Source organism: Pyxidicoccus sp. MSG2, assembly GCF_026626705.1.
In the GTDB taxonomy this organism is placed as follows: Bacteria; Myxococcota; Myxococcia; order Myxococcales; family Myxococcaceae; genus Myxococcus.
The window spans coordinates 21,571-46,229 of the sequence record NZ_JAPNKC010000002.1; the positions used below are offsets into that span (position 1 = coordinate 21,571).

24 protein-coding genes are annotated in these 24,659 nt (G+C 67.9%); 6 read left to right on the forward strand and 18 right to left on the reverse strand.

Going from position 1 to position 24,659, the window contains the following annotated elements:
- Window positions 1-6 precede the first annotated feature (6 nt).
- The 12 genes from OV427_RS49965 to OV427_RS50020 all read right to left on the reverse strand — a co-directional run bounded on the left by OV427_RS49965 (window position 7) and on the right by OV427_RS50020 (window position 14,254).
- On the reverse strand, window positions 7-1,821 hold the full coding sequence (locus tag OV427_RS49965; RefSeq protein ID WP_267863620.1) for a hypothetical protein: 1,815 nt from the start codon (window positions 1,819-1,821) through the stop codon (window positions 7-9).
- A complete protein-coding gene (locus OV427_RS49970; RefSeq protein WP_267863621.1) occupies window positions 1,821-2,705 on the reverse strand; it encodes a hypothetical protein in 885 nt (294 codons plus the stop codon). The genes OV427_RS49965 and OV427_RS49970 overlap by 1 nt, the downstream gene beginning before the upstream one ends.
- A 60-nt stretch (window positions 2,706-2,765) precedes the next feature.
- A complete protein-coding gene (locus tag OV427_RS49975; RefSeq protein WP_267863622.1) occupies window positions 2,766-5,351 on the reverse strand; it encodes a TraC family protein in 2,586 nt (861 codons plus the stop codon).
- A gap of 338 nt (window positions 5,352-5,689) precedes the next feature.
- Window positions 5,690-5,845, reverse strand: a complete 156-nt coding sequence (locus tag OV427_RS49980) for a hypothetical protein (protein ID WP_267863623.1) — start codon at window positions 5,843-5,845, stop codon at window positions 5,690-5,692.
- A 536-nt stretch (window positions 5,846-6,381) separates the two neighbouring features.
- Entirely contained in the window at window positions 6,382-6,981 is a 600-nt protein-coding gene (locus OV427_RS49985; protein WP_267863624.1) for a hypothetical protein, read from the reverse strand.
- 386 nt (window positions 6,982-7,367) lie between these two features.
- Window positions 7,368-8,027 (reverse strand): hypothetical protein, encoded by a 660-nt coding sequence (locus OV427_RS49990; RefSeq protein WP_267863625.1) that lies wholly within the window; start codon window positions 8,025-8,027, stop codon window positions 7,368-7,370.
- A gap of 288 nt (window positions 8,028-8,315) precedes the next feature.
- On the reverse strand, window positions 8,316-10,655 hold the full coding sequence (locus OV427_RS49995; RefSeq protein WP_267863626.1) for a ParB/RepB/Spo0J family partition protein: 2,340 nt from the start codon (window positions 10,653-10,655) through the stop codon (window positions 8,316-8,318).
- 143 nt (window positions 10,656-10,798) lie between these two features.
- Window positions 10,799-11,125 (reverse strand): hypothetical protein, encoded by a 327-nt coding sequence (locus tag OV427_RS50000; RefSeq protein ID WP_267863627.1) that lies wholly within the window; start codon window positions 11,123-11,125, stop codon window positions 10,799-10,801.
- A gap of 117 nt (window positions 11,126-11,242) precedes the next feature.
- Complete coding sequence (locus OV427_RS50005; protein ID WP_267863628.1) at window positions 11,243-12,049, reverse strand: hypothetical protein; 807 nt, start codon at window positions 12,047-12,049, stop codon at window positions 11,243-11,245.
- Window positions 12,050-12,131: 82 nt separating this feature from the next.
- On the reverse strand, window positions 12,132-13,112 hold the full coding sequence (locus OV427_RS50010; RefSeq protein ID WP_267863629.1) for a hypothetical protein: 981 nt from the start codon (window positions 13,110-13,112) through the stop codon (window positions 12,132-12,134).
- Window positions 13,109-13,819, reverse strand: coding sequence for a DUF6884 domain-containing protein (locus OV427_RS50015; protein ID WP_267863630.1), 711 nt, complete (start codon window positions 13,817-13,819; stop codon window positions 13,109-13,111). The genes OV427_RS50010 and OV427_RS50015 overlap by 4 nt, the downstream gene beginning before the upstream one ends.
- Window positions 13,820-14,017: 198 nt before the next feature.
- Complete coding sequence (locus OV427_RS50020; RefSeq protein WP_267863631.1) at window positions 14,018-14,254, reverse strand: hypothetical protein; 237 nt, start codon at window positions 14,252-14,254, stop codon at window positions 14,018-14,020.
- Window positions 14,255-14,478: 224 nt separating this feature from the next.
- Between OV427_RS50020 and OV427_RS50025 the strand changes: the two genes are divergently transcribed.
- Window positions 14,479-15,309, forward strand: a complete 831-nt coding sequence (locus OV427_RS50025) for a hypothetical protein (protein ID WP_267863632.1) — start codon at window positions 14,479-14,481, stop codon at window positions 15,307-15,309.
- Between the two features lie 363 nt (window positions 15,310-15,672).
- Window positions 15,673-16,152: a helix-turn-helix domain-containing protein gene (locus OV427_RS50030; RefSeq protein WP_267863633.1), complete on the forward strand. Its 480-nt coding sequence runs from the start codon at window positions 15,673-15,675 to the stop codon at window positions 16,150-16,152.
- On the opposite strand, the gene dnaG is transcribed toward OV427_RS50030, so the two are convergent.
- Window positions 16,149-17,423, reverse strand: a complete 1,275-nt coding sequence (dnaG, locus tag OV427_RS50035; RefSeq protein WP_267863634.1) for a DNA primase — start codon at window positions 17,421-17,423, stop codon at window positions 16,149-16,151. The genes OV427_RS50030 and dnaG overlap by 4 nt on opposite strands.
- Window positions 17,424-17,494: 71 nt before the next feature.
- Complete coding sequence (locus OV427_RS50040; protein WP_267863635.1) at window positions 17,495-17,839, reverse strand: hypothetical protein; 345 nt, start codon at window positions 17,837-17,839, stop codon at window positions 17,495-17,497.
- Window positions 17,840-18,035: 196 nt separating this feature from the next.
- Between OV427_RS50040 and OV427_RS50045 the strand changes: the two genes are divergently transcribed.
- Window positions 18,036-18,263 carry a hypothetical protein gene (locus OV427_RS50045; RefSeq protein ID WP_267863636.1) on the forward strand — a complete coding sequence of 76 codons (228 nt, stop codon included), beginning with the start codon at window positions 18,036-18,038 and terminating at the stop codon, window positions 18,261-18,263.
- 209 nt (window positions 18,264-18,472) lie between these two features.
- Here the strand turns inward: OV427_RS50045 and OV427_RS50050 are convergent, their stop codons facing one another.
- Entirely contained in the window at window positions 18,473-18,823 is a 351-nt protein-coding gene (locus tag OV427_RS50050; RefSeq protein WP_267863637.1) for a hypothetical protein, read from the reverse strand.
- Between the two features lie 61 nt (window positions 18,824-18,884).
- Complete coding sequence (locus OV427_RS50055) at window positions 18,885-19,229, reverse strand: hypothetical protein (RefSeq protein WP_267863638.1); 345 nt, start codon at window positions 19,227-19,229, stop codon at window positions 18,885-18,887.
- A 1,276-nt stretch (window positions 19,230-20,505) separates the two neighbouring features.
- Here OV427_RS50055 and OV427_RS50060 point away from each other — a divergent pair.
- Both OV427_RS50060 and OV427_RS50065 read left to right on the forward strand, forming a co-directional pair.
- Window positions 20,506-20,709: a hypothetical protein gene (locus OV427_RS50060; RefSeq protein WP_267863639.1), complete on the forward strand. Its 204-nt coding sequence runs from the start codon at window positions 20,506-20,508 to the stop codon at window positions 20,707-20,709.
- Window positions 20,710-20,870: 161 nt separating this feature from the next.
- Window positions 20,871-21,176: a hypothetical protein gene (locus tag OV427_RS50065; protein ID WP_267863640.1), complete on the forward strand. Its 306-nt coding sequence runs from the start codon at window positions 20,871-20,873 to the stop codon at window positions 21,174-21,176.
- A gap of 59 nt (window positions 21,177-21,235) precedes the next feature.
- Here OV427_RS50065 and OV427_RS50070 read toward each other — a convergent pair whose 3' ends face one another.
- The gene (locus OV427_RS50070; protein WP_267863641.1) at window positions 21,236-21,721 is read right to left on the reverse strand and encodes a hypothetical protein; all 486 of its coding nucleotides are present in this window, start codon (window positions 21,719-21,721) and stop codon (window positions 21,236-21,238) included.
- Window positions 21,722-22,654: 933 nt separating this feature from the next.
- Here OV427_RS50070 and OV427_RS50075 point away from each other — a divergent pair.
- Window positions 22,655-23,488: an ImuA family protein gene (locus OV427_RS50075; RefSeq protein ID WP_267863642.1), complete on the forward strand. Its 834-nt coding sequence runs from the start codon at window positions 22,655-22,657 to the stop codon at window positions 23,486-23,488.
- A gap of 105 nt (window positions 23,489-23,593) precedes the next feature.
- Here the strand turns inward: OV427_RS50075 and OV427_RS50080 are convergent, their stop codons facing one another.
- Window positions 23,594-24,601 carry a tetratricopeptide repeat protein gene (locus tag OV427_RS50080; protein ID WP_267863643.1) on the reverse strand — a complete coding sequence of 336 codons (1,008 nt, stop codon included), beginning with the start codon at window positions 24,599-24,601 and terminating at the stop codon, window positions 23,594-23,596.
- Window positions 24,602-24,659 lie beyond the last annotated feature (58 nt).

Sequence of the window (24,659 nt, forward strand, 5' to 3'; positions counted from 1 at the left end):
AGTTCCTCACCTGCGGTCATTGCGAGTGCCCTGCTCCGAAGGAGGGGAGGGCTGCTGTGGAGAAGCGGCACCACCCGGACGAGCGCGGCCATCGCTGGTGGCGTCCTGGGCGGCGAAGATGGTCGGCGCATCCGGCCTTGACGCGGGAGGAGGCCCAAGGACGGGCACGTGCCCCAGTGTTTCCTCTCCTGTGGCGGAGGGCGCGGGTTCGCCGCGGAGCTCCCGCAAGGATGGAGGGTCTGCACTCGCGGCCCACCAGGAATCCCATTCAGATGCCTGGGCTGCGTCCGCCGCGTCGTCCCTGTATCTCCCCTCGCGCTCGTCCCACCCTGGCGGAGAGGGAGGAGGGGAAGTTGCCGCAACCCCTGGAGGCGGCGGCAGCTCGGCCTCGAGCCGCTCGTGAACGGACATCGCTTCGCGCCGCGCCTGACTCCCGGAGGTCCTCGTGTTGGCCTCCTGTGCCGCCAGTGACGCGGAGGTCCTCGTGTTGGCCTCCTGTGCCGCCTGGCTCGCAGAGGTGCGTGTCGCTTCTGGAGGCGGACGGGGCCGGCCCAGCGTGGTGCTTCCCTGCGCAGGAGAGCGGGCCCCCTCCGCCTTCGTGGGCGCGCCAGCGAAGGGCACCGAGGGAGGGGGAGGCATCGGCGCACCCTTTGTCTCCTCTCCCGCCGTTGCCGCCGCCTGCCGAAGCATGGCGGCTGCGGCTCCTGGGACGTCGGGCGCGCCGGGCGTACCTGCGTTCTTCGCGTGGGCCACCGCAGCGGCCGTCCTTTCGCCCATGCCCGCCGCGCCAGCTGCAGCGCCGCCCGCCGCGTTTGCGGCGGCAGAGGCGCCGCCGGTGGCCGCAGCGGCCTTCATCTCCGCTGCGCGGCGCGCCCAGCGGCCGACGTCGCCGGCGGTGCCAGCAGCATTCGCCGCTGCATGGCCGGCGAAGTTGCCCGCGCCCACCGTCACCAGCGCGCCGGCAATGGCGGGCGTGGAGACGGCCGTCGCCACAAGGACGAGCGCTGTCGCGACGCCCTTGAGGGCCTGGAGGACGGCGGCGGAATTCGCGGCCACCGCCCCCGAGGAGGAGGGAGGCGCAGTCGCCACGGAATCAATTGAGGAGGTAATCATCTGGCCCACCAGCGCGACGAGAATCGCGCTGATAATCGGCCACGTGCAGTACGTGGCGAACTTGCCGAACCAGCGCAGGGCGATGCCACCTCCCGACGGAATGGCGAGCATCAAGGCCAATGGACCCAGGATGTAGAAGAGGCTGATGAGGATGCTGGCGAGCTGCCCCAGCACCCAGTGAGCCAGTAGCCCCAGGAGCATGACGAGGGAGAGGAGGGCATTGAAGATGGCGCCGCCAATTTCCGCGGTGGCACCAGCGAGCTTCTCGGCCACCCACCCAGGCGCTGCGGCGGAGGCGTCCCCAGTGAGCACTTCTTTCGCGACGGCCGCGTTAGCGGCCCGCATGCGCTCAATCATGCTGCGCATCGAGGCTTGGTACTGGGCCTGCGCTTCGTCGGCGCCGACAGCATCACGAATGCTGCGTGACGTCTTGATGACCGTGCCGAAAACCGTCGGGTAGTTCGCGAGCAGGGCAAAGCAGAGCATGGCTCGCCAGGCGAAGCCGGCGAGGTTCCACGTCGGCGTGGGCCCGGACTTCAGGAAGGCGACGATGAGGCCAAGGATGATGGCGGTGGCGAGCCACGACCAGGCGATGGCCGTCGTCTTCTCCAGCAAGGCGGCGACCGCTGCATTCCGCGGGTCCCCGTTTGCAAGGGCCACCCCCGGCACCGAGAAGAGGATGGCCGCGACGAGGCGTGTCGCACGCATTACTGCCCCTCCTGTTGCATGTCGAAGCCCCCCTCCACCTCCACGGGAGTGGGGGTGGGTGCGAAGAGGTCTACCGCCTGCTCGAGGAACTCCTCACGCTGCTGCGCCCCTCGCTGCTCGCGTTTGCGCTCGGCCGACTCGTGGGCCAGCTGTGTCGCCTGCAGCGTGTTGGACTGCGCGAGCTGGTCGGCAATCGCCGCGGACTGCTCCAGCGCGGCAATCTGCGCTACGCTGCCGGCGGCCTGACAGGCGGAGAGGTCCTTCGCCGAGGTGCAGCGCTCCATCAACGCCCGGGCCGTGAGGCGGAGCACCGCGTCACGTCCCATCTGGGACTGCGCGGCCTCCAGTGCGAGGGCGGCCTGCTGGTCCATGATGTGGCCCTCGATGTCCCCGGGAGGGGACGTCCCGAAGGTTGCGGAGATGTTGCTCGTCGCCTGCTGCAGACTCAGGGCGCCCTGCACCTCGGTGCAGCGGCCCTGGGCGATGCAGACGCGCACCATCTGGGACAACTCACCGCGATTCTGGAACAAGTCATTGCTCCCGGAGGCGGCTGCGGAGCGGAGATAGGCCAGGTCCGGGAAGGTGGCATCGAGCGCCGCCGTGACGTCGCCGGAGAAGACGCGAGCGCCCAACTGCTGGAACTCGTGGAACTCGGCGGCCGCCTCCGCGGCGTACGAGGTCAGGCGTCGCGTCTCCTCGTACGCGGAGCGCGCGGCGCTCAAGCTCTCGTTCAGCACCTCCAACTGGGAGAAGGAGTTCGACACGAGCTGCACGAGTACAGGCACATCTGCGCCGAACAGGTCGGCGCGGGCGGGAGTGGGGTAGACGACCAGCAATGCGACAAGGCCGGCAGCAATGAGCTGCCGGGGCGCGGAGCGCACCATGGGACACCTCCTGAGTGAGAGGACGGGGACGAACCAGCAAACCGACGGCGCAGACGTCTGCTATGCGGCCCGGGAGTTGGGACGGCCTGGCTGCGGCGTGCGCCACCCCTGGGGGTACTGCTGTGCGAGGTGACGAATCAGCTCCAACTCCGGCATGGCCGGGTTGGCCGCCTGTGCGCAGCGCAGCAAGTCGTTGTCGTACCGGTCCGTCGTGAGGAGCCAGTAGGTGTACGGGTCCACGCGGTTGCGGCAAACCACCTGGTGGGCGCCGTACATGAGGAGGAAGTCCGAGTAGAAGCCGGGACTCGTCGAGAGGCTTTCCAGCGCCGCCTTCGCACGGGGCGTCAGGCGGAAGTGGTGGGACAGCTGCTCGTAGCCGCCCTGGGGATGGTAGAGGACCATCTTCAGGGTGCTGTTCTCAATGAGCGTCGGGCCGCAGCGCGCACTCGTGAAGTCGTTGAACTGCTGGGAGATGAGCCAGCAGCTGATTCCCTTCTTCCTGAAGGTTCGGTAGGCGTACTCGATGAAGCTCTCTGTCGCCGGCGTCTTCAGGAGTTGGTGGGCCTCGTCGATGGCGAAGAGGGTGAGGGCGCCTCTCTGCTTCAGCGCCCGGGCGGCCCGCACTTCGACGGTGCGCGTAATCGTCGCCAGGGCGAGGGCCTTGAGGCCCTCGTCCTTGGAGACTTCCTCCAAGTCAAACGTCAGCAGCGGCGAGGAGAAGTCGAGGGTGCAGGGGCGGTTTAGCATGCCGGCATAGGTGCCCTCGGTGCAGTTCCAGAGGCGCCGCACGAGACTCTGCGCAATCGCCTCGTCGTCCTGGGACTCCCAGCGGAACCCCACCAGTGCTTTGGCGAAGTCGCTGATGATTGGGCGTCGTGACGGCTCCTTCCGCAGCTGGACATACGCCGCGCTCACCGCACGGAGGGCGACAGCCTCGTGCAGCTTGTCGAAGGTGGGCAGCGTGGAGTCACAGGTGCACACCGCGAGGAAACGCACCACATTCGCCAGGTCGGCGGGATTGAGCGTGCCGTCCGCCTGCACCAGCTCGGAGTACGACTCGAAGGGGGAGAGGCTGGTGTTGAGGGTGACGGGCAGAAACGCGCCCCCGGAAGCCTCGGTGAAGCGCCGCCAGGAGCCGCCGTTGTCGAGGAGGATGGCCTCGTAGCCCCGCGCCCGCGCGTCGCGGACGAGGCTGCCAAACTGAAAGCTCTTTCCGCTTCCCGTGGCTGCCGCCGCGAAGCCGTGCGTCGAGGGCACGCTCGGGTCGAAGAAGTCGAAGGCCACCGGGTCCCCCGCGGGCGTCTGCAGCAGACTCGTGGGCGTCGTCGTCCCGCGCCACGGCCCGAAGACGGGCAGGAAGTCCGCCGCATTCCGGGAGGTGCACGCCTTGCGGCGGGCGGGGTAGGCGAGGGCCCCGGGGAATATGCTGAAGAACACAGGGAGCTGCGCGACCGTCTCCCGGTACAGCTCCGCGTTGCCCTGGCGGTTGAAGACTTCCCGCATGCCCTCCACCTGCGCATCCACCTCCTGCGGCGTACCTGCCTCGAGGAGGACAGCAACACTCAGGTCCACCACCTTGGAGGAGGTGTGCTGCAGCTCGCTGAGCGCGCCGAGGATGGAACTCTGGGCTGCCGCGTCCTCGATGTCCTGGCTGGCGCTGTGGCCGCCCAACCCCAACCGGCCCATGAAGCTGCGGGAGAAGTCCACGAAGCGTGCACGTCGATTCAGCGTCGCCTTGCGCTCCCGCTGGTTGCCGACGGTGAGCGAAACAGATAGCCAGAAAGGGAAGAGGGCCTCACCTCCCCCGCGTACGGCAGCACGCGGGTAGAGGAGGTGGTCCCCCAGGGCATAGTGGGTGTCGCTCTCCGGGAGCACCTTAAGCGTGCAGATGGCGCGCACCCGGCGCTCCTGGCGCCAGAAGCCTCGCTCCTCGAGGATGTCCTCGTAGGAGAGTTGCTCGCCCTCCGTGTATGCGCGCAGTACGTCGCTCTGCCCCGCCTCCTGGGAGTGGGGGATGCAAACGCGCGGTGCCCGCAGGCGCTGCTGCGCCCTGTCCGGGTTGAGCAGCTCGTAGTGCACCTGGCGCACCTCCTCCACCGTCATTTCCCGGGAGGGCAGGCCCACCTGGCGAAGACGGCTGGAGAGCTTGTCGCGGAGGGCAGCAAGGCCCTCCAGCGCGCGCCGGTGCTCCTTCTCGGCGTGCCCGGCGAGGCTGGCGAAGGGGAGCGCGGAGCCGAGCTCGCCCCGTACCAGCCGGGAGCCTCCGGGCAGGCAGAAGAAGAGGAAGAGGCGCACCCGCCGCATGGGCAGTGCCCGAAGCCAGCGCGCTCGGGCCGCGACATGCTCCCGGAGGCTGGGCTCGCAAGCCCCCGCACCCGCCTTCTCGTACTCCCGAATGGCCTCCTCGCCGTCGCTGTCCACGCGGTACAGGAAGCGCACGGTGATTCCGTCGTTGAGGGTGGAGACGAAGCTCCGGAGTCCCTCGCCGAGGGACTTCAACCCCTCCTCGGACTCGAAGGTGCAGTCCCGCGGTTGCACCACGAGGGCCCCGCAATAGTCGAGGGAGGGGCTGATGACTGCCGTGACGCCCTCCTGGTGCACGGTGGACCAGAGAGGCACATACGAAGCAAGGGAGGGAGAATTCATACTCACCTCGCGCGCGCAGACGCCTATGGGCGCCGACGAGCGTGGAGGAAGGGGGGCTGTTTGCAGCGTGTTGCCGCGCAAAGACGGGCGCCTCGAAGACGGCGCCACCACCACGTGAGCGAGTGCATGACGTGGCCAGGGGGCTTGCCGTGCGTCGCCGCTCGGAGCCCGACGTACGCGAGAACCGTCAGGGCCAGCGTGACGCGTCCATCATCGAAGAGACCGACTCCTCCGTAGGCGACGAGTGCGACAATCATCACCTCGGAGGGAAACGCGAGCCCAAGGAGCGTTTCCCTGAGCTCGATGTCTCGGTAGACAGGCGCTCTCATGAGCGGTGACTACGGCTGCATCACCTGGATGACCTGCTGCCCCTGGCTCGCCACGAAGGCGATGACGATGCAGATAATCGCCACCATGGCCGCACCGGCCGCGGCCTTCGGGTTGAACTTCGCGGCGACCAGGGCAATCACGATGGCGCTGATTCCGAGCGGCATCGTGATGTTTGCGACGGCCCATTTCAGGGCCTTTTCTCCAAGATACGCATGAGCGTCCACGGCCCACGTGCACACGGCCGCGACGAGCGCGACTTGAAGCCCGGCGAGCTGCTCGCGGGTTGCCTTACGGAGATTCCTCGTTGGATTCATGCTGCTCCTCTGGGTATAGCCGCGTGAGATTCGCGGCGTAGATGGACCGTGTCAGGTGCGCGCGCTTCCTGAGCTGTTGGAGCCACGCGCGCGGAGAGGCGGCGCGAGGCGGCTCCAAGTAGAGGAGGGCGCCAACTGCGACAAGCAGGGCGAGGCACCACAGACAGAGCGGGTGTCGGGCCGCCCATCCCCAAGGGGACGTGGCCTGCGGGTCCACCGACTCTCCGTACAGCACCAGCACCGGAACAGACACGGACAACACCACCAGGAGAGCAACGAACAGGCGCTCAGCCATTGGCAGCAGCGTGAGGCGAGTCAGGAGAGGAAGCTCGGGAGCCCTGACTTCGCGCTTGAAACCACCACGACGCATGCTGCCTCCAAGCACCTCAGGTGCGGCCTGCGCCGCCCTCACTGGTGAGAGTGACAACCCACTCTGAAAGAATGATTCGGATGTGCTCCCGGTGAGAGAGCTCCTCCCCCAGCTGCTGGGACAGCGCCGCGCGTTCTCCTTCGAGCACGCGACGCTGGTCCGGCGGAGAGCCGAAGTAGCTCCCGACGTCATCGACCGCGGCCGTCAGCACGTGCTTCGTGTGCCCAAGCTCCTTCACTCGCTCGTCGACGAAGCGTTTGAGGCGCATGGGGACATTCACCGTGGTGCGTCCGCTCTCCGATGCCGGGTCGTCGGGAGCCAACGTCCGCGGGGGCAGCGGCTTGGGCAGCTTCCGTCCGGAGCTGGCCAGATTGACGTAGCGCCGGGAGATGACAGAGCGCGTGTACTCGCGGCGGGAGGGAATGCGCCCCTCGTCCCCAGCCATCCGCTTTCGGTCCTCGTCGAGGACGGCGCACTGGTTGAGAGGAAGGTCGAAGAAGAAGGCGACGTCGTTGGCCGCCTCCACGATGGCGAGTGGAGTCGACCCGACCACCGCCGACCGCTCTCTGAGCGTCACAAGCTGCTCTTCTGTCAGCTCCACGTTCACCTTCGCCATCAACTCCACCTGAGAGGGAGTTCGGGACACGAGGGTTTCCCCATGCGCCGCACCACAGAACACCAATAACTGCACAGACTCAAGCAAATAGTGCCGAAAACACACTATATGGTGCATACTGGTGTTTAAAGGTGCGACGCCGCAATGTCACCTCCACCACGGAGGCGACAGCGCGGTTGTACCGCTGCGCCGCACCTGGAAGCGCGGAAAACGCGCACCCAGGTGTATTGGAGTGTGGGGATAGACGCTTGTTGGTGCAGGGGCGCCGCAGGCCAGCCGGGGCCCGGGGCGTCGTGCGCGCGCCCGGCAGGGGCGAGCGCCCCGGGAGGCCCGGCCCTTCTGGGGCGCCGTGTCACCGGGCGCCACCAGGCGGGGTGGAGTGGGGCCTACTTCGGCGCTGAGAGCAGCGTGCGAATGGCGGAGAGGACCTGGGTGCGGCGTACCGCGGCCTGCGTCGGCTCCTCGCGCTGCTGCTTGTGCAGCGTGACGAGGAGTGCCTCGACGACATCCTCGAGCTTCCAGGCGCCCATTGCCTCCTCGGCCGTCAGGACGCGCAGTTGTGCCGCCCAATCGCGGCTCTCAGGCTGAGCAGCCCACCTGCCGGAGTAGCGGAGTTCCACGAAACCTCCTGCCTCCGTCAGCCACAGGCCCCGCCCCGTGAAGGTGCCGGCGGTGCCCCCAGGCTCGGTGAGCTTGACGGGCGTCGCGTCCCCCGCCACGTGCACGGCACGCACGTCCTCCCCGTCCACCACGGCGTACTCCCGCTGCTCGTCCTTGTTGCCCGAATCCCCGCGCAAGAGGAGGCGTGCCGACGTGGGCACCTTGGCCGCGACATACGGGAGGGCCGGCGCGACGTCCGAGACGACGTCTTGGAGGAGCGCGGCCGCCGCGGCGGCTGCGTTGCCCTTCGCATCCTCGTGGGCGCGCGCGCCGAGGGCTACGGCCTGCGCCAACTGCTTCAGGAAGGTCCGCGCCTCCTGCGCGCCCCCAAGGGCATTCAGGAGAGCATGGGGCGTGGAAGGCTCGCGACGTCCGGGGGGAGGCATGGGTGAGTCCTATCAGCGGGAAAAAGGGAAGGGCAGTGCGCCGGCGACGTGGGACAGCCGCCTCGGTCGGACTTCACAGCACAGCACGGGGAAGCATCGCCAGGTGAAGGCTCCAGCAGCCCTGACACAGCCGCGGTCGTCACAGCCCGGCGGGAAGCGACTCTGGACGCAAGACGAGTGGAAGCAACACCTGCGCGCTGCATGCGGCCGCGACTGAAGCATAGGGTCCCGGCCGAACACCAGAGGGGCGAGCGGGGCAGCCAGGCCCCGCTACGCAGAGACGCTCGGTTACACGCGTTGCCGGCGCGAGGACTTGGCGGGCTTGGGGGCAGGCGCCTCGGGGGCGCTGGTCTCCACGTCGGCGGAAGCTGCGGGGACGGCGGGCCGGAAGAGAGAAGGCACCTTGCCACTCGCAATCCCCCGGGTGAGCTCCTCGATGATGTTGGCGTGCTCCTCTACCCATGCCTGGAGGAACAGGTGCTCCGGGTCCGCGGGCTTCAGCTTGCCGTGGCCGTAGGCGAACCGCCCAATCACCGAATCGCCGACGTCGTCGCGCAGCAGCACCTCGGGCAAGCCCGCGGCATTCGTGGTCCCCAGCACCTCGACGCTCCACCCGTCGATGAGGCGGAAGCTCCTGAGCTCGGAGTCAGCCTGCGCAGACGTCTGCGCCGTCGTCGTCGGCACGTCGGCTTCGACGGCAACGTCACTTGCAGGGGCGACGGGGGACACGTCCTCCGTGGCCAGGGTGGGCAGGTCCCCGTCCCCATCGGAAATGCGCTCGACCAGGGCCGCCACGAAAGCGGGGTGAGCCACCCAGAAGGCCGCCTGAGCCTGGCTCTCCGGTGTGCCGGGCGCGGTGTCGGGAGCGTGCCCGTACTCGAGCCGCGCCGCAGCGCCCTTGGCGGCTGCCGGCCACCACGTCGCAGGCATGCGTGCGTCCGTCTCCTCATGGCGGAGCAGGAGGTGGACGTGGTCGGAGTTACTGGCCACAGGCTCGATGCGCCAGTTCCCGGCGTCATCGTCGAGCAGGAGGACGAGCTCCTCGACGCCAGAGGTCGGCTGCACCTCTACGCCGAAGCGACGACACGCCCTGATGAACTCCGGCTCTCTCTCCGCAGGCCTGCCATGAATGAAGGAGTACGTGTCGCCGGAGTAGAGCGCATCGGCGAGCAGGAGGTTGACGAACGCTTCCGGAGCCAGCGACGGAATTCTCTTTTCGAACGCCTCGAGCGGCTCCTGGCCGGGCCTCGCCCAGAAGTCGTCAGCGAACTCCAACCACTCGCGGACGTCATAGAGCTCCGCCAGCAAGCTGAGCGTTTCGGCCATGGGGCGTTGCTGCGCAACGGCAAGCACGCGCTCGATGGCATCCTTCTGCGCCTGCGCACGTGCGTTGCGGGCCTGGCCCGCCTCGCTGCGCTCCTCACGCTTCTCGGCGCGCTCCCGCGCGGCCTGGTCCTCTGCCGCGCGCTCCTTCTTGAAGTCGTGGCCGGCACTCTTCAGGAGCTTCGCCAGTCCCGCCCTGGGAAGGAGCGACTCCGGCCGGCCCGAGGGACTGCGCGCAACCGTGACGAGCTCGGGCCGGTCCTTCACGACCTCGCGCAGGAGCTGTTTGTAGGTACGCTGCTTCGGGTCGTCGGAGCACTTCGCGTCGAGGAAGACGTAGGGTGCGTCGTACGCGAGGCTACCGTTGTACTGGTTGAAGACCTTGGCTGCGTCCTTCTCCGAGAGCACGCCCTTGCCAGCCGTCGACGCGGCCTGCTTGGCGAGCGTCCAGCTCGCGTCGCACTTCTGGCTCCAGCACACCTTGTCCGTGCAGAGGTCAGGGTTTTTCGTGTCCTTGAAGAGAGGGTCATTGCCGCTGCGCTTGGGGCACGCACCGCAAGCACCAACACCCTTCACGAGTTCGCTGGCCTTGACGTCGAAGGGTGCCTTCGTCAGCAGAAGGAGGTAGTCCCGGTGGACGAGGTCATTCACGAGACGGGCCGAGGGGGGCTCCCCGTCGTTGCGCTCCGTGAGTTGCTTCAACTCCGCCAGCAGCGCCTCCTGCACCTTGTGATTCGGAATGCGCGCGACGTAGAGCGCGGTGCTCTGCGTCAGCACCTTGCCGGAGAGGTACAGCTTCCGGCCCGCGGGGCACAGGTTGAGGAGCTTGAGGCACGCCCGAATGGAGCTCACGCTCTGCCCGGTGCTCTCCGCGAGCTCCTCCGCGGTGGAACCCGCGTCGAGCGCCTTCTGGAAGCCCTCCGCCGTCTCGAGCGGGTGCGGGTCCTTGCGCTGGAGGTTCTCCAGCAGCTTCAACTCGAAGAAGAGCTTGTCCGGCATGTCCGAGGCGACCTTCGCCTCGATGTGCGTCCGCTTGAGGAAAGCGTGCGCGCGGACACGTCGCTCACCCGCAACGACCTGGTACTGCCCCTTGCCGACCACCCGAAGGAAGACGGCCTGCAGGAGTCCGTGCTTGTCGATGCTTTCAGCGAGCGACTCGAGGTCCCCCATGTCCTGACGGTAGTTGTCGTCCAGGAGGATTTGCTTGAGGGGGACGGTGACGGTTGGAAGCGACTTCTGGACGTCGGCGGCCTTGGAAGCGCCCTTCATGGGGGCCGTCTTCGACGTGGCGTGCGGCTTCGGCATGATGACCTCGGTGCCGGGAGGGCCCGGCGGAGTACGCGGCGCGAGTCCTTCCCGCGCCGGACAACGGTGCTGCGAGTGCGCGGAGTGAAGCGCGCACTAAATAGTGCAGTGGAATGAGCAACAGCAAGAAGGCAAGACTTTTTTCACCCCTCGGCGCGGTGCTGCTCCAGGAACGCAGCGGCCTCCGCGGAGTCGGGCAACAGCGTCAGTGCGACACCATCCCAGCCAAACCAATGCCCCGGGGAGAAGTCGCGCAGTACCTCCGCGAGGTAGGCTGCGGAGTGAGTCTGACGGTCAGGGAGGCACGCGGGAAACAGGTGCGTGCCATCCCTGTAGAGCAACCAGAGGAAGGGCACACGCTCGTCATTGCTCGCACAGAAGCGCTTGTCGTGCACCGTCACGTCGGTGCGGAAGCGGAGCGGAAGGCCGTGGCGCTGAACGGCCGCCAGGAGCGCGGCGTAGTGACGCATGTCGTCTCTCCAGGCCGGCGTGGAGCCGGCGGAAACAGCCCGAGTCCTTCCCGGGCAAGGTGTTGGCGGCGACTGCCACCAGCACATGTGCAGTGTAGCAGCGGAGGCTGACCTCACTCAGGGGAGCTTCCGTGGCTCCCTGCCGAAAGCCTTCGGGTAGGAGAGGCCAGAGGGGAGATGTTTCCAGTCCCTGCGCCGGAGCGCCCATGCGTACTTGTGGCACCCGGCGTGGCGGAACTTCGTCGTCAGGCGCGGCAACCAGCGCGACAGCCACGCCGCGGCGTCCTCGTCGGCGCCGAGGGGCGTCGCGCCATACTCCACCAGGAACCGGCTGGCGTAGCGCCACCCTGACTCGCGCCGGCGAATCTTCTGCAGCGCCCGAGGTGAGAGGACCTGCCCATTGGGCAGCAGGCGCTGCGTCCGCGGCGTGCCTCGTCCCAGGTAGCGAGCGTTGGAGGCCTGATAGATGGTGCCGACGTGTCCCCCGAAGACAAGGGCTCCGGTGTGGCTGCGACGCTGAACAGGGTCGCTAAACGACACGACGCCTGCGAGCCCCTCGCGCCTCAGCAACTCGAAGGTGCGGGCAATGAACCAACTCTCCCCATTCGCGGGGACGTCATCGAGAAGGATGAAGCGGCCGAGCTCCACGCCGTCGCGAGGACCTCCAGGAAGCACCTCCAGCACAGCGTCGTTGACGGGGTGGCTGTAGACGGCCACTCCCACCAGGCGCGAGCGGTGAAAGAGGCCGTAGCGGAAGCGGGCAGCCGGATAGCTGGCGCTGTAGTGGTGGGCCAGCACGAAGGCCCTCGCGGTGCTGTCGTCGGGCAGCTCCTCTACGTCATAGGCCGCGGCGTCGATGTGCTCACCAGCGACACGGTAGCTGTCCTGGCCAAAGAGCCACCGCTGCACGGATTGACTCAACATGAAGTTGCACTCCTGGAGCCGGCGTGGAGCCGGCGGCGTCGGCCCGAGTCCTTCCCGGGCGGTTTGAAGCAACGGCTTAGCGTCAACTGGCGAGCAAGGTGGGTGCGTCATCGGCGAAGCCACACCCAACAGTCTTCCGAGCTCGCTCCGCCGCGCCGCAGACGCGGCACGGCTCCACCCGAGGCCGGTAGTCGCCACGGATGAACTCCGGCAACGTCGGTGCCTTGTAACGAATGACGGCACCGGAGGCGTCGCGCGTCGCCCGAAACCCCATGATGCTGAGCCTCAAGCCCGCCGTGGTGAGCTGCTTGCGCGCCTCCAGCGCCACCACTTTGCGGAAGGTGGCAGGCTGCTCTCGCGAGAGGCGTTGCCAGTCCGCCTTGGAGCTGAACGGACAGAAGCTACATGCTGAACCGTGAGGGAGCGGGAGACTCGCGCGCCGGGCCACCTCGAGGCAGCGGCACCTGCAGAGGCTCCACTCGATGAGCGGGAAACGATTCACGCGGACGGCGTCGCCCGCTCGGCGCTTCCGCCTCTTCTTTCCGGCATTCGGGTCCTTCGCAGCACGGGCCTCCTCACCCGCCTCGAAGCCAATCCACACCTCGACGACGTCGCCGGGAAACGCGTCCGTCAGCCAGCGCTCGAACCTCTCCACCTTGGCCACGACGGTGCAGATGCGGCCCGGCATGGCGACGGGAATCTGCCGTCGAGCCCAGAGCCACGCGAAGAGACTCCGGGCGTCACGGACGGGGTAGCGCTGACTGTCGAGCCACTCGAAGCGGATGCCGTGGCGAGCGCAGAAAGGCTGAACGACCTCGCGCAGGTGGCGGTACGTACCCGGCCACTCGGCGGGGTCCTCGCCGGCCGAGTCGCCTACGTCGATGAAGACGACAGCATCCAGCCGAATGCAACGGCGGACAGCCTCCAGGAGCATGACCCACGAGTCCAGGCCGCCGCCGTAGCTCAGTACACGGCGGCTGGGAGGACGCGGCCGTACAGGGGCGGCCAGCAGCTCGAGCTGCGCGGCACCCGAGGCCAGCGAGGCGCATGAGGATGCGCTCACAGCACACCTCCAGCTTGAGGACGCGGGGCCGAGTTCAACCGGCCCAGTTGCTTCCCGATGCCGCTTATGCCCTTGAGGGGAGAGAGGGGCGTCCAGCCCAGCATGTGCCAGGGCAGCGCGTAGTCGGCGCCGGCGAGGAAGAGGACCTCGACCCGGAGACCGAGAAACAAGCCTTCGAGCTTGCTAGCGCAGCGGAATGCCCATGCGTCGCGCTCTCGGCGGGGAAGGCCGTGAAGAGTGCGCTCGTAGGGGGTGAGGAGGGTGTCGGGCGTCACCACCTCATGGAGTGCGGAGAGGATGAGGACCTCGTCGGCGTGGAAGACCTCCGTCGAGTACCGGTAGGCCGCACGGAAGAGGGCGCCGGTGTAGAGCTCTCGCGCGGGAGTGGCGTCCTGATGCTTGTTCTTCCCGCAGCCAACGAGAGCCAGGCGCACGGGGCGACCCAACGCGGCCAGACGCTCAAGGCGCTGCCGGCGGACGGACTGAGCGGCCGCGGCCTCCGCGCCGGCCGCCAGGGACGACGCCTGACGCTGGGCGAGCTGCTCCGCCGAGAGGGGCGCGTCGCGGCGGCGACGAAGCTCGCAGCGGGAGCAGGCCGGGTTGATGCCTCGACTTCGACAGAGGGCGCAGCGCTGAAGGACCGGGACAGTCACATCCAGCGTCAGTTGCGACGCGGCGGGGCGCGGTGAGCCACGCAGGAACAACATGAACAACCTCTGAGCCGGCGTGGAGCCGGCAGTGACGTCGCCCGGGTCCGTCCCGGTGCGGGCGCTGGGGTGGCGTCACCCGTCAGCGTGAGAGAGGTTGTAACAGGTGGGTCTGACACCCACGACCGACTGAAGACACCTCATGGAACAGACGTCGGCGAAACGTGCGGCGCATCTGCATGCGTGGACAGAGCAGCGTCATGCCGGGGGAGCGTCGTCGGGCACCGAGGCTTCATGCACCTCGACGAGCGTGAGGGTCTCGCGCGCACCGAGGAGGCGGATGGCTTCCCGCTCAATGGCCGCATAGTCCTGGCGAGCTCGTGCATAGCGCATCCGGGATGCGGGACTCCCGTCCAGCGCGCGTTGAGCGCGTTGCAACTCCGCTTCGACAGCCGCGAGGTGGTGGGCGACAGCTCGCCGCTCAATCATGTCCATGTGGGGCGGCGTGTGCACCCTGCATGCCGCGGGGGCAGGACACGCAGCGGCATGAGGCGCCCCGTCACGGAAAGCGGCGTGGATGTCGGGCAGTGGCTGCCGGCTCAGTAGAGTCAAAGTCGCAGGCCGCCATGTGCGGCCCGGATGGAGGAGCAATGGGCTGGCTTGATGAGTGGAGTGCTTGGTGCGCGCGCGTAAGTGCGGCGGGGGAAGGACTACGATTTATGCGCACGCAGCCGATGGGACCATCGGAAGCGAGATCGATAGAGAACCGGACACTTATTCCAGAACTGCGAGACCTCTACAATTTGCTCGTCGACTTCAAGACGCGGTTTGCCCTGGACATCCCTACAGGTGCAATTGCGGCGATTGAAACATTTGTGACAGCGCACGGCACGCTCTTCTCCGAGCGCGGGAAACCAAACATGGACGAAATAGCCGTCCTATACACACTCCTACTTTCAAGGGTGAGAGCCCAAGTTGACTACTTCCTCGCCGACAAGCAGGCGAGAGCCCGGCGCGCTGTCGCGCGGGCGTTCACCCATTTGCAGCGGAGCCTCGTGGCCGACGAGGACTTCCGAATGAAGTGGCAGAAGGCCTTCAAAAAGGGAGAGGAGACCTGCGAAAAGCTCGGTGCAGTGCACTTGCTGCTACATGGCATCTGGGCGTTCAAGGCCGACGCCAAGGGAGGGAAGACGGACCTGGTCCTCAGAGAGCCCGTAAGGGATGAGGAGGCGGTGAGCGCGGCCGATGCCATGGTGCTCACCGAGTGGAAGCGCGTGCGGGGAGAGGATGACGCGGAGAAGAAGGCGATGGAGGCATTCCACCAAGCCGAGCACTACGCGCGTGGAACGCTCGCAGGTTTCGAGCTCTCCTCACACCGCTACCTGGTGCTGGTGTCAGAGGACTCTCTGCCAACCGTGCCGCAGGTGCCATCACCGGATGGACGCACCTACGAGGTGCGCAACATCGCAGTGGCACCGTCGACACCATCAGTGGCCGCGCGAGGAGCGGCGCAAGCTGCATCACCGCGCAGAGCCACGAAGAGGCGGTAGGGACGAGACGTCAGGTTGTGGTGACAGGCGTCTGCGCCGTAAGGCAGTCCTCGCCTTGGCGAGGGACGGTAGCGGAAGGCCGGTAGCGGAGGGCGCGGTCAAGGACGCGCGAAGCGCGCCGCTGAAAGCGGGCGGTAGCTCCTTGACGGTGGCCGACGTGGACGGCAGTCGCGTCGTGCGCAGGAGGCCGAAGGGATGGCCTCGGGCTGCAGCGAGGACTGCAGAGCATGGAGAGCCGTCCGGCTTCTCGTCGTTCAGCAGCGGCGGCTGCCTGCGAAGGGAGTATGTAGAGAAGCAAGTGCGCAGGTGCCCCACGGGCGTCGGGACGTGGGCAGTGAGCCGCACTCAGAGAGGACGAGACGCGTGAAGTTCACGGAACCGATGACGGCCCCGGAAGACATCAGAGGCCAGGTGGAGCGGTTGGCGAGCTGGGTGGCAGCCGCAAGGGCGGGGGCAGCGGGAGAGCTGCGCTTGGCGTACGGGACGAATGCTGCGGAGGTCGTGCCTCCCGTCGTCGTAGAGGTGTTGGAGAGCGCGTTGAACGCGTTGAAGGACGGAAACGCGGTTGTCGTGGGCGTGGTGCCGAAGGAGCTGACGTCCAGGGACGCGGCGGCATTGCTGAACGTCTCGGAAGCGTACGTCGGCACCCTGGTGCAGGAGGGAAAGCTTGCAGCGCAAGGGGAGGGCGTGCAGCGAAGACTCAAGCTCGACGACGTCCTCCGGTTCCGAGAGAGCCGGGATGTAGAGCGAGACAGGACGCTCCAGGAGATGGTGCAGCAGACAGAGGAGGACGGCGGCTACCCGGAGTGGACCGACACGACCAAGGGCGACAAGGGGCGCTAGCGAGCGGAGGGGTTGCCGGGAAGGAGCTCGTCCTCGCTAACCCCGAAGTGACGGGCGGCCTCGGCGAGGAAGGCGGACTTCCAGAAGCCTGAGGGAAGCGGCGCGAGGACGTCGGCGAGTTGCTTGCGCGCACTCAGCTTGGCGTTGAAGGACGCGGCAGGCCCACCGGGCAGCAGGTGGGCGAGGAAGTGCTGGGACAGGGAAGAGGCCTGAGCCAAGAGCGCGGAGAGGGCGTCGGGGCCCTCGCGGAGGACGAAGACGTCCGGGTCATCGCCCGCAGGGAGCAAGGCGACGCGGGTGACAAACCCCGAGGGAAGCAGCAGGGGCGCAAGGCGGGCCACCGCGGCAGAGCCGGCAGCGTCACCGTCGAGCAGGAGGACAAGCTCCTCGACGCCAGAGGCGCGCAGCAGCTCGAGGTGCTCCGGACTGAGGGCGGTGCCGCAGAGCGCGGCGGTGTGGGCCACACCGGCGTGCTGAAGGACGGCACAGTCGAAGTAGCCCTCCACCAGGACGGCGGTGCGACGGAGGCGGAAGGCCGAGCGGGCGACGTCGGCGCCGAACAGCGTGGCGGACTTACGGAAGCGCGGGGACTCCTGCGTGCAGAGGAACTTCGGGGCGTCCGACGGGCCCAGCAGACGGCCCGCGAAGGCCAGGAGCTGGCCGGAGGGCGCTCTCAGCGGAAAGGTCAGCCTGTCCCGGAGGAAGTCGTAGTGTCCGCCACTCTGCTTTCGAGCCACGGCGAGACCCAGTGTCCGGGCCGCGGGGATGAGGCCCTCCTTCGCGAGACGGTTGCTCAACGAGCTCCAGCTCGCGGGGGCCCAGCCGATGCCGAAGCGGGACACCGTTTCAGCGCTAAGGCCGCGTGAGGCGAGGTAGTCCCGGGCGGGGGCACCTTCGGGCGAGGCCAGGGACTCAACGAAGTGCGCTTGCGCGAGCTGAAGGGCCCGGGTGAGTGGGTCCACCGGCGCGGGCTTCTCGTTGCGAGAGGGGAGAGAGACGCCCGCGGCGGCAGCGAGCTGGCGGGTGGCCTCGAGGAAGGACAGGCCCGCCGTCTTCTGCAGGAAGGCAATCGCGTCGCCGTTGGCCTGGCACCCGTAGCAGCGCCACCGCTCCCCCTCCACCGTGAAGGAGCCAGTCTTCTCCTGGTGAAACGGACAGAGGCCCCGAAGGGCCTTGCCGGACTTCTTCAGCTGGACGTGCGCACCGACGAGGGCGGCGAGGTCCGTCCTCCGGAGTACCTCCTCTAGGAGTTCACGGGGAATGGAGAGCACGTGCACCTTCCTACTACCGCGCAGCACGAGGGCAAGAGACTGGGCAGGGGCGGAGACTCAAAGGCAGCGGACTACTGCGACTTGTGAACGCGGCCGTAGATGCTGCCGGCACCGCGCTCTCGGTAGCGGACCGGCGAGTTCACGGGGATGGGCAGGGTGTTGTGAGTCTCAGAGGAGTCGGAGTTGTCGGCGGTTTCGGGAGCAGGACGGCAGACGCCCTCGCAGACGTGGCCGGAGGTGCAGCCGTCCTTCGGGCCGCAGCGCTCGCCGGGCTGACGGACGGCGCCGCCGCCTGCCTGGGCCCTGGCGGCGCTGTCCCTCAGCGCCTGGTGGAGGACGACGTTGTCGACGCACAAGCCGTTGATGCACGTGTTGCCGAGGTAGCACGGCGCCTTCGCGTCGCAGGCCTCTCCCACGTCCCGGTACTGGCTGGCGGGTGCGATGCAACGCCCGGCGCCGCAGACAAGGCCGAGGCAGCACTCCGAGTCGGAGCCGCAGGCGGAGGCGGCGGCGCCGCAGGACTGAGGGCCGGCGAGTGAGGGAAGGACGCACGCGCCGGCGCGGCATACCAAGCCTGAGCAGCAGGCCTTCCCACGCCCGCAGGGGGAGTCCATGGGCGTGCATGCGGAGGAGGCCGTGCAGACGCCGGTGGGCCACGCGGAGCCAGGAGTGGCGCCAGCGCAGGTGAAGCCGGGACAGCAGGTGTCCGAGGTGTCGCAGCGGCCGCCGCCCCGATTGCAGGAGATGTCACGCGAGGGGGCGGAGCGGCACACGCCCTCAGCGCAGACATTCTCCCCCGAGCAGCAGTCGGCGTTGGACGCGCAGCTGCCCCCGCTGTGACTACACCGCGGTGGGGCGGTTTCGGCGGGGAAGGAGAGGATGAGGAGGGCGACGGCGAAAAGGGAGGCGAAGACGGCGAGCCGGGACATGAGGACTCCTGGTGGAAGACGGACCCGCTGGGGCAAGAAGGAGGCCAGAAGTGGCGAGAGGGAAGGGGACACGCGGGCGGTCCAGAAGGGGAGACGGCGAGTCCAGACGCGAAACAGGCGTCAGCGTGTCAGCGAGCGCTTAGGACTGCGCAGCTCGGCGAGGGCCTGAGCCAGTCGGGCGCGGTGGCTCTCCACGGCCTGGAGGTGACTCCACGGACGCGTCCGCTCATGGGGCGTGGAGCGCTCGAGGAGCGCGGCGGTCTCCTTCAACTCCCGCTCCAGGAGGGCGGCGGTGACGTCACTGCGCTGGAGTACCTCGCGGAAGGCCTGGCGCTGGACGGCGTCGACGACTGAGGGAGAGGAGCGGCACAGGAAGAGGGCGAGCCGGACGGCCCAGGCGCCGAGGTGCGGCCGGAGCACGAGGCCCAAGGCGAGCCCGAGAAGGGGGAGGAGGAAAAGAGCAGCCGCCATCCGCACTGCATAGCACTTTTTAGTGCATTTCACACACCTAAAGGTGTGAACACCCGAATCCTCACGCGAAGGAAACCACGCCCTCACCGGCGCGCTCCGCCAGGGAGAGCAGCTGCGCAGTGCGGTCGCGAAGGTAGCCAGCGGGACGTCCGCAGAAGACGAGGCGCGGGTGGCCGTCGTCATGTTCCTCCCGGGCTACAAGTGCGGGGTCGACGTTGCGGGCTTCGGGCCAGAGGCGTCGCCGGCAGCGGGCAGCGAGTTCGCGGGCAGGGAGGACACCGTACAGGTCGCCAATCTCCTGTGGGGTGTACCCGAGCCACGTCAGCAACTCACGGGCGTTGGTGTTGGAGAGGGTGGAGCGCGTCGTCGGGAGCGTCGCGTGCGACTGAAAGAAGGGGACGCTCAAGAGGGCTCCGCAGGGAAGAGGGGTGACGTGCCTCGTCAGCCTCCCGTCCGCCGCTCGTGCCCGAGAGGGGGCGGAGGAAAGGGGATGGCAGTAGGTGGGCAAACGTTCCGGGAACCGCGCCACGGCGGTGGAGGGCGGGCCAGGGACAGGTGCTTGGTGCGGCCGAGCGCGGGCGCTGCGACCAGCAGGGAAGGCGAAGGACGCGGGGGGAGCGGGATGACCACCGGAAGAGGCAGAGGGCGACGTCCGAAGCGCACGGCGGACGCCCGCAGACGTCTGCGGGCGCTGACGCGTGAGGGCGCACCTACACGGAATTAACCCACCGTATTGACCAGCCCGTGAATCGTCGGGGGGCGGGGCCGTTGACCGCCCGCGCATGACGCGACGCGTCTCAAATGATCACGCAGGTACAGGGAGGAGAAGGTGCATCGGGCCGGGCCTGGATGAACCAGGACGCACGCTGGCGTGTGAGCCAGCGCGCGAAGGCCAGCACTCCACTGCGTGTATGGCGGCCGACGGCGAGACGCTCCACCCCAGTTGCGACAGCCAGTGGGCACAATAGACAGTGTGTATGACACTCCATACCCCCATTCATGGGGGCGGCGGTTTCTTTGACTGAATTGCTAGGAGCGTCGTATCTGGTTGCGTGTGGAGAACCCAAGCAAGCGCACGGGCGCGTACGATGCGTAAAGAGAGGAAAACTGGAAAAGACTGCGCCCAACATCCCGCTGGGGTTGGATTCCAACTGGCCCATACAGAGCGTCGCTGAACGCCTCACCAAGCGTCGCGATGAGAGCGTGACGAAACGTGTTTGAGATCGATCATAGATTGCAATGATCGGGCCCGGCCAAGCACTAGATCTCGCGTTGACGGGTCCAAGTCCCCCCCATAGCTTGTCTTCAGCCACACCGCTTCAAGGCTGTTGCCTCAAAAGGAGCTGGAAGAAAGAGCTTGGTAGGAGCCTAGGTAGACAGGTGGATGGAAGCAGGTAACGTGAAACTGGCCGTGAAAAAACGAAAGGCGCCCACTGCCAGGTGGGCGCCCTTCGAATTGCGGAAGCGCCTCGGCACTCCGCGAGTCGCACCAAAAGGATGGTGCAGCCAGGGTCAGATCGCAAGAACTTCAACGGAGGTGACACAAGAAACGACATCGAAGGACAAGTAGTGGATGTGAAGACATAGGAAAGCAGTGAATCACAGGGGAAGCATCTCGGCACTCCGCGAGTCGCGTCCGTCGTGCCCGAGATGACCGGCCCTGTACGGGAAGGTTGTGCGCAATGACGACGAAGTTCTTGTTGTTCTGGGTGCTTGGCAGTGGCAGCGCGCTGCTCGGGTGCCTTTGGTTGCTTCACGAGACGCGGGCTCGTGCAGCAGAGAAGCAGCTCTCAAACGAGAAGATGCTGATCTGGCTGCTGGGCGGCAGCGCCGCGGCGGTGACATTGGGGTGGGAACTCTTCCGGCTCTACCTCGACCAGCCGTGACGTCATCGCGTCCGCGACGATAGGGCCTAGAGGCTGGCGGGTGCCGTCGAAGAAGGCGGCACCCGCCAACATCAAGCGACAATTGAAGGAATCCTACAATGGTTAAGAGCCATTAGACTGTCTCTGTGCCCCGTCAAAACCTCCCACCTGAGACAACGCCCGTGGAAGTGGTCCAAGCCATCGAGCGGCTGGGCAGGAACATCGCGATGGCGCGCATCCGCAGACGGTTGCGCCAGGTGGACCTCGCGAAGAAGACGGGGCTGGCCCTCGGGACGCTCAAGCGAATCGAGGCCGGCAGCCCGACCACCGCGCTCAGCGCGTACTTCACCGTGCTGTGGGCCCTGGGCCTGGAAGGAGAGGTCGCGGACCTTGCCTCACCGGACCGCGATGAAGAGGGGAAGACGCTCGAGGCGGCGCGACAGCCGAAGCGGGTGCGCAGGCGGGCGGAACTCGACGACAACTTCTGACGTCGTCGCCGAGCGCTGGCAGAGCACGAAGGTGGCGGCGCACGCGCCGACAGCCGTCGTCAGAACCCGCAGGTGTGGTAGTTGCCCGCCGAGTAGTACCGGCAGTCGCTCGGCCGAGCGCAGGCGGAAACGCACTGGTTGGAGCTGCCACCGGGGTACGTGCAGGTGTCGCAGAAACACGTCGTCTGCGAGCCGAAGGCCGTCACCAGGGTGCTGCAGAAGCCATTCGGGCTTCCCGTCCGTGCCGCGCAGTTGTCGGCGACGAGGATGCCCAGGGAGCGCGCGCACATGAAGTGCGTCCGCGGACGGGCGACGCTCGTGCCATCCGCACCCGCGCAGACGCCGTTGTCGTCGATGGAGCCACACGTGCAGGCCCCCGTCCCCTGCGCATCGACGGTTCGGCACTGGCCCGCACCACAGCCGATGGCGACGAGGGCGCCGGCGTCGCAGCGCACCCAGGTGTCACCGGCGCAGTAGCCGTACTGGGAGACGCCGCCACACGCGCCGCCGACGCGGACACATGCCGTGCCCTGCGGGTTGGGCACATAGCCCGAGTCGCAGAAGCACGTGTCGCCGCTGGGCGAGCACGTCGAATTGCTCGGGCAGCTCCCGCAGGTGCCGCCACAGCTGTCGGGGCCGCACACCTTGTCAGAACAAGAGGGGGTGCACGCGGAGATGCACTGCCCCGTAGCGGAGCACGTCTTGCCATTGGGGCAGCTCCCGCAGGTGCCGCCACAGCCGTCGGGGCCGCACGTACGCCCGGAGCAGAAGGGCGTGCACGTGGAGATGCACTGCCCCGTAGCGGAGCACGTCTTGCCATTGGGGCAGCTCCCACAGCTTCCACCACAACTGTCGGAGCCGCACGTACGCCCAGCGCAGGAGGAGGTGCAGGCGGACGTGCACTGACCGGTGGCCGAGCACGTCTTCCCCGTCGGACAGCTCCCGCAGGTGCCGCCGCAGCCGTCGGAGCCGCAGGACTTGCCGGAGCAGGACGGGGTGCAGGTGGGCGTGCATTCGCCGATGGCCGAGCACGTCATGCCGGAGCGGCAGCTGCCGCACGTGCCCCCGCAGCTGTCCGGGCCACATGACTTTCCGGAGCAGTTTGGCGTGCAGGCCCCAGCATCAGGCGGCGGGGTGGTGCCGGCATCGTTCGGTGAGCGAGTGCCAGAGTCGGGTGGCAGCGGGGAGGTGCCGGCATCGAGGGGGACGGAAGGCGGAGCGTCCTCGATTTCATCGTCCGTTGGGCCGCAGCGGATCAGGAGTGCCACCGCGAGAAGAGGGAAAACGAGGCGGGCGAGATGGCGGGTACGTCGGGACGGCATCGAGGTGCTCCTTCCAGAGGGATGACATGCGAGCCAACACCGGAGGGTGCACCAAATAGCACTATTTAATGCAGAAACGACACTATGGGATGCACTCACCTTTCCACGGCTGTCGTGTCATCCGGGACGGGTACCCTCGCCGCCGGGAGGTAGGGAGTGGGCGCGACGCAGGCGGTGGTGGAGCAGCTTCGCGAGAAGATCCGCCAGCTCCAGGCGGCGCCCCGGCGCTACCTGGCGGTGTTGCGCACGGGCATGGAGGCGGTGGACGCGCTGCTGCCCGCGGGCGGCTTTCCGCTGGGGCAGGCGGTGGAGCTGTGCGGAGAGGCGGCCTCGGGGCGCACCAGCCTGGCGCTGCGGGCGGTGTCGGCGGCGCACCGGGAGGAGCGGCTTTGCGCATGGGTGGATGGCCCGCGTGAGCTGTACCCACCCGCGGCGGCGGCGCTGGGCGTGGACCTGGAGCGGCGGCTCATCGTCCGGCCGCAGGCGCCCGAGCAGCGGGTGTGGGCGGCGGTGCAGCTCGCCCGGAGCGGGGCCTTTGCCTGCGTGGTGTTGGACTTGACGCGAGGGGTGGGCCCGGCGGGGAGGACGCCACGAGTCTCTTTGGCGGAGGCGCGCAAGCTGGCGGACGCGGCGGAGCGCGGGGGCGGGCTGCTGTTGCTGCTCACCTCGCCGGAGGCGCCGGCGGACGGGATGACGCGGCTTCGCACGGAGGCGCGCGACGGGAAGGGCTGGGCCGTGGAGGTGATGCGCAGCCGGCAGGGTGGCACGGGAAGCCGCGCGGAGCTGCCATGGAGCTCCGTGTACCCGGAGCTCGGGCTCGAGGACGGCGGGCGGGTGTTAGAGCTGCCAGCGGAGGAGCCAGACCCGCTGGAGGACTTCCAGCGCGGGCAGACGGCGGCACTCCGCAACGGGGTTGGCATTCTGGGACAGCGGCCTGGACGGGACACGCCGATGCCGTCGTTCCCGGAGCAACTGGGTGCCGCGCGGTAGAGCACGACACCGGGCGAAAGAGGAGCGGGCGCACCCAGCAGACGTCTGCGCTGGAGGACCAGGTGGGTCTCTCCAGCAACGGGACGACCGTCGAAGGCCGAGCAGCTACTCGAGCGTGGGCGACAGCTCGTGCACCCCAAAGGGGACGTCGTAAGCCGCGTATCCGAGCAGCGGCGCCGTCTCCGGAGGCAGCTTCCGCCACGCTTCGAGACGCCCGAGGAGAACTTGGTGGCCCGTCTTCTCCAGCTCCGCGGCGAGCCGGAAGGAATCCCCGAGGAGGCCCATTTTGTCGCGGCAGATGGCCCGGCTGTACAACGCGAGGGGAGTGTCCGAGCCGTTGACGTCCGTGAAAACAGCGTCCGCCTCGTCCCAGCGGCCGAGCTTCGCGAGGAGGGTGCCTAGGAGGACGGCCCCGGTGTCATCGTCCTGGTTGAGGTCGGCGGCCTTGCGGTACTCGGCGAGAGCCGCCTCGACGTCGCCCTCAGCCTCTAGCGCCGTGCCAAGAGCGACGTGGGCATTGGCGTCCGTGGGCAGTGCGCCGGTCCACTGGCGCGCAGCCTCCCGCGCCTCCTGCAGCTTGTGGGATTGAGTCAGCACGCGCACCAGACTGCTGAAGTTCCGGGTGGAGTCGTCCAGCTTGAGGGCGCCACGGCGCGTGGTGGCCGCCTCGCCATAGAGGCCGAGCAGCTCCTGCACGTACGCGAGGCGGGCGAGAAGGTAGGGGTCCGTCGGGAAGCGGGCTGCGGCTGCAGAGAGCCGGGAAAGCGCGCGCTCGAGGAGGTTGAGGCGGCCGCGGAGGGTGAGCTTGCCAAGGGTGGCGCGGTAGGCGAGGGCGGAGCCGTAGTAGGCGTCGCAGGGGATGGGCTTCTTCTTCGTCGCCTTCTCCAGCACCACCAGGACAGCGTCCATTGCGACGATTTTCTCGTGCGCCGCGGTGTCGACGTCGCGCCCGATTTGGGTGCGCTGGGATTTGGAGGTGGCTGCGGCGAAGGGGGCGCTTGTCAGCGGCGTGCACTCTTCCAACGGTGGAGCGGCGCGACCGAGCGGAGCAAAGAGGAGGACGGCGACGGTGAGGACGAAGCAGAGGAAGCGGGGATGAAGGGCGGTGCGCATGGGACTCCAGGTTGAGGACCTGGAAGCGGTGCAGCGCTGGGGCCAAAGCGAGGTGTTG

Coding starts and splice junctions, on each gene's coding strand:
- OV427_RS49965 (WP_267863620.1), bottom strand. CDS start 1,821: ATGCGTGCGACACGCCTCGTCGCGGCCATCCTCTTCTCGGTGCCGGGG.
- OV427_RS49970 (WP_267863621.1), bottom strand. CDS start 2,705: ATGGTGCGCTCCGCGCCCCGGCAGCTCATTGCTGCCGGCCTTGTCGCA.
- OV427_RS49975 (WP_267863622.1), bottom strand. CDS start 5,351: ATGAATTCTCCCTCCCTTGCTTCGTATGTGCCTCTCTGGTCCACCGTG.
- OV427_RS49980 (WP_267863623.1), bottom strand. CDS start 5,845: ATGCCGCTCGGAATCAGCGCCATCGTGATTGCCCTGGTCGCCGCGAAG.
- OV427_RS49985 (WP_267863624.1), bottom strand. CDS start 6,981: ATGGCGAAGGTGAACGTGGAGCTGACAGAAGAGCAGCTTGTGACGCTC.
- OV427_RS49990 (WP_267863625.1), bottom strand. CDS start 8,027: ATGCCTCCCCCCGGACGTCGCGAGCCTTCCACGCCCCATGCTCTCCTG.
- OV427_RS49995 (WP_267863626.1), bottom strand. CDS start 10,655: ATGCCGAAGCCGCACGCCACGTCGAAGACGGCCCCCATGAAGGGCGCT.
- OV427_RS50000 (WP_267863627.1), bottom strand. CDS start 11,125: ATGCGTCACTACGCCGCGCTCCTGGCGGCCGTTCAGCGCCACGGCCTT.
- OV427_RS50005 (WP_267863628.1), bottom strand. CDS start 12,049: ATGTTGAGTCAATCCGTGCAGCGGTGGCTCTTTGGCCAGGACAGCTAC.
- OV427_RS50015 (WP_267863630.1), bottom strand. CDS start 13,819: ATGTTGTTCCTGCGTGGCTCACCGCGCCCCGCCGCGTCGCAACTGACG.
- OV427_RS50020 (WP_267863631.1), bottom strand. CDS start 14,254: ATGGACATGATTGAGCGGCGAGCTGTCGCCCACCACCTCGCGGCTGTC.
- OV427_RS50025 (WP_267863632.1), top strand. CDS start 14,479: ATGCGCACGCAGCCGATGGGACCATCGGAAGCGAGATCGATAGAGAAC.
- OV427_RS50045 (WP_267863636.1), top strand. CDS start 18,036: ATGGGCGTGCATGCGGAGGAGGCCGTGCAGACGCCGGTGGGCCACGCG.
- OV427_RS50050 (WP_267863637.1), bottom strand. CDS start 18,823: ATGGCGGCTGCTCTTTTCCTCCTCCCCCTTCTCGGGCTCGCCTTGGGC.
- OV427_RS50060 (WP_267863639.1), top strand. CDS start 20,506: ATGACGACGAAGTTCTTGTTGTTCTGGGTGCTTGGCAGTGGCAGCGCG.
- OV427_RS50080 (WP_267863643.1), bottom strand. CDS start 24,601: ATGCGCACCGCCCTTCATCCCCGCTTCCTCTGCTTCGTCCTCACCGTC.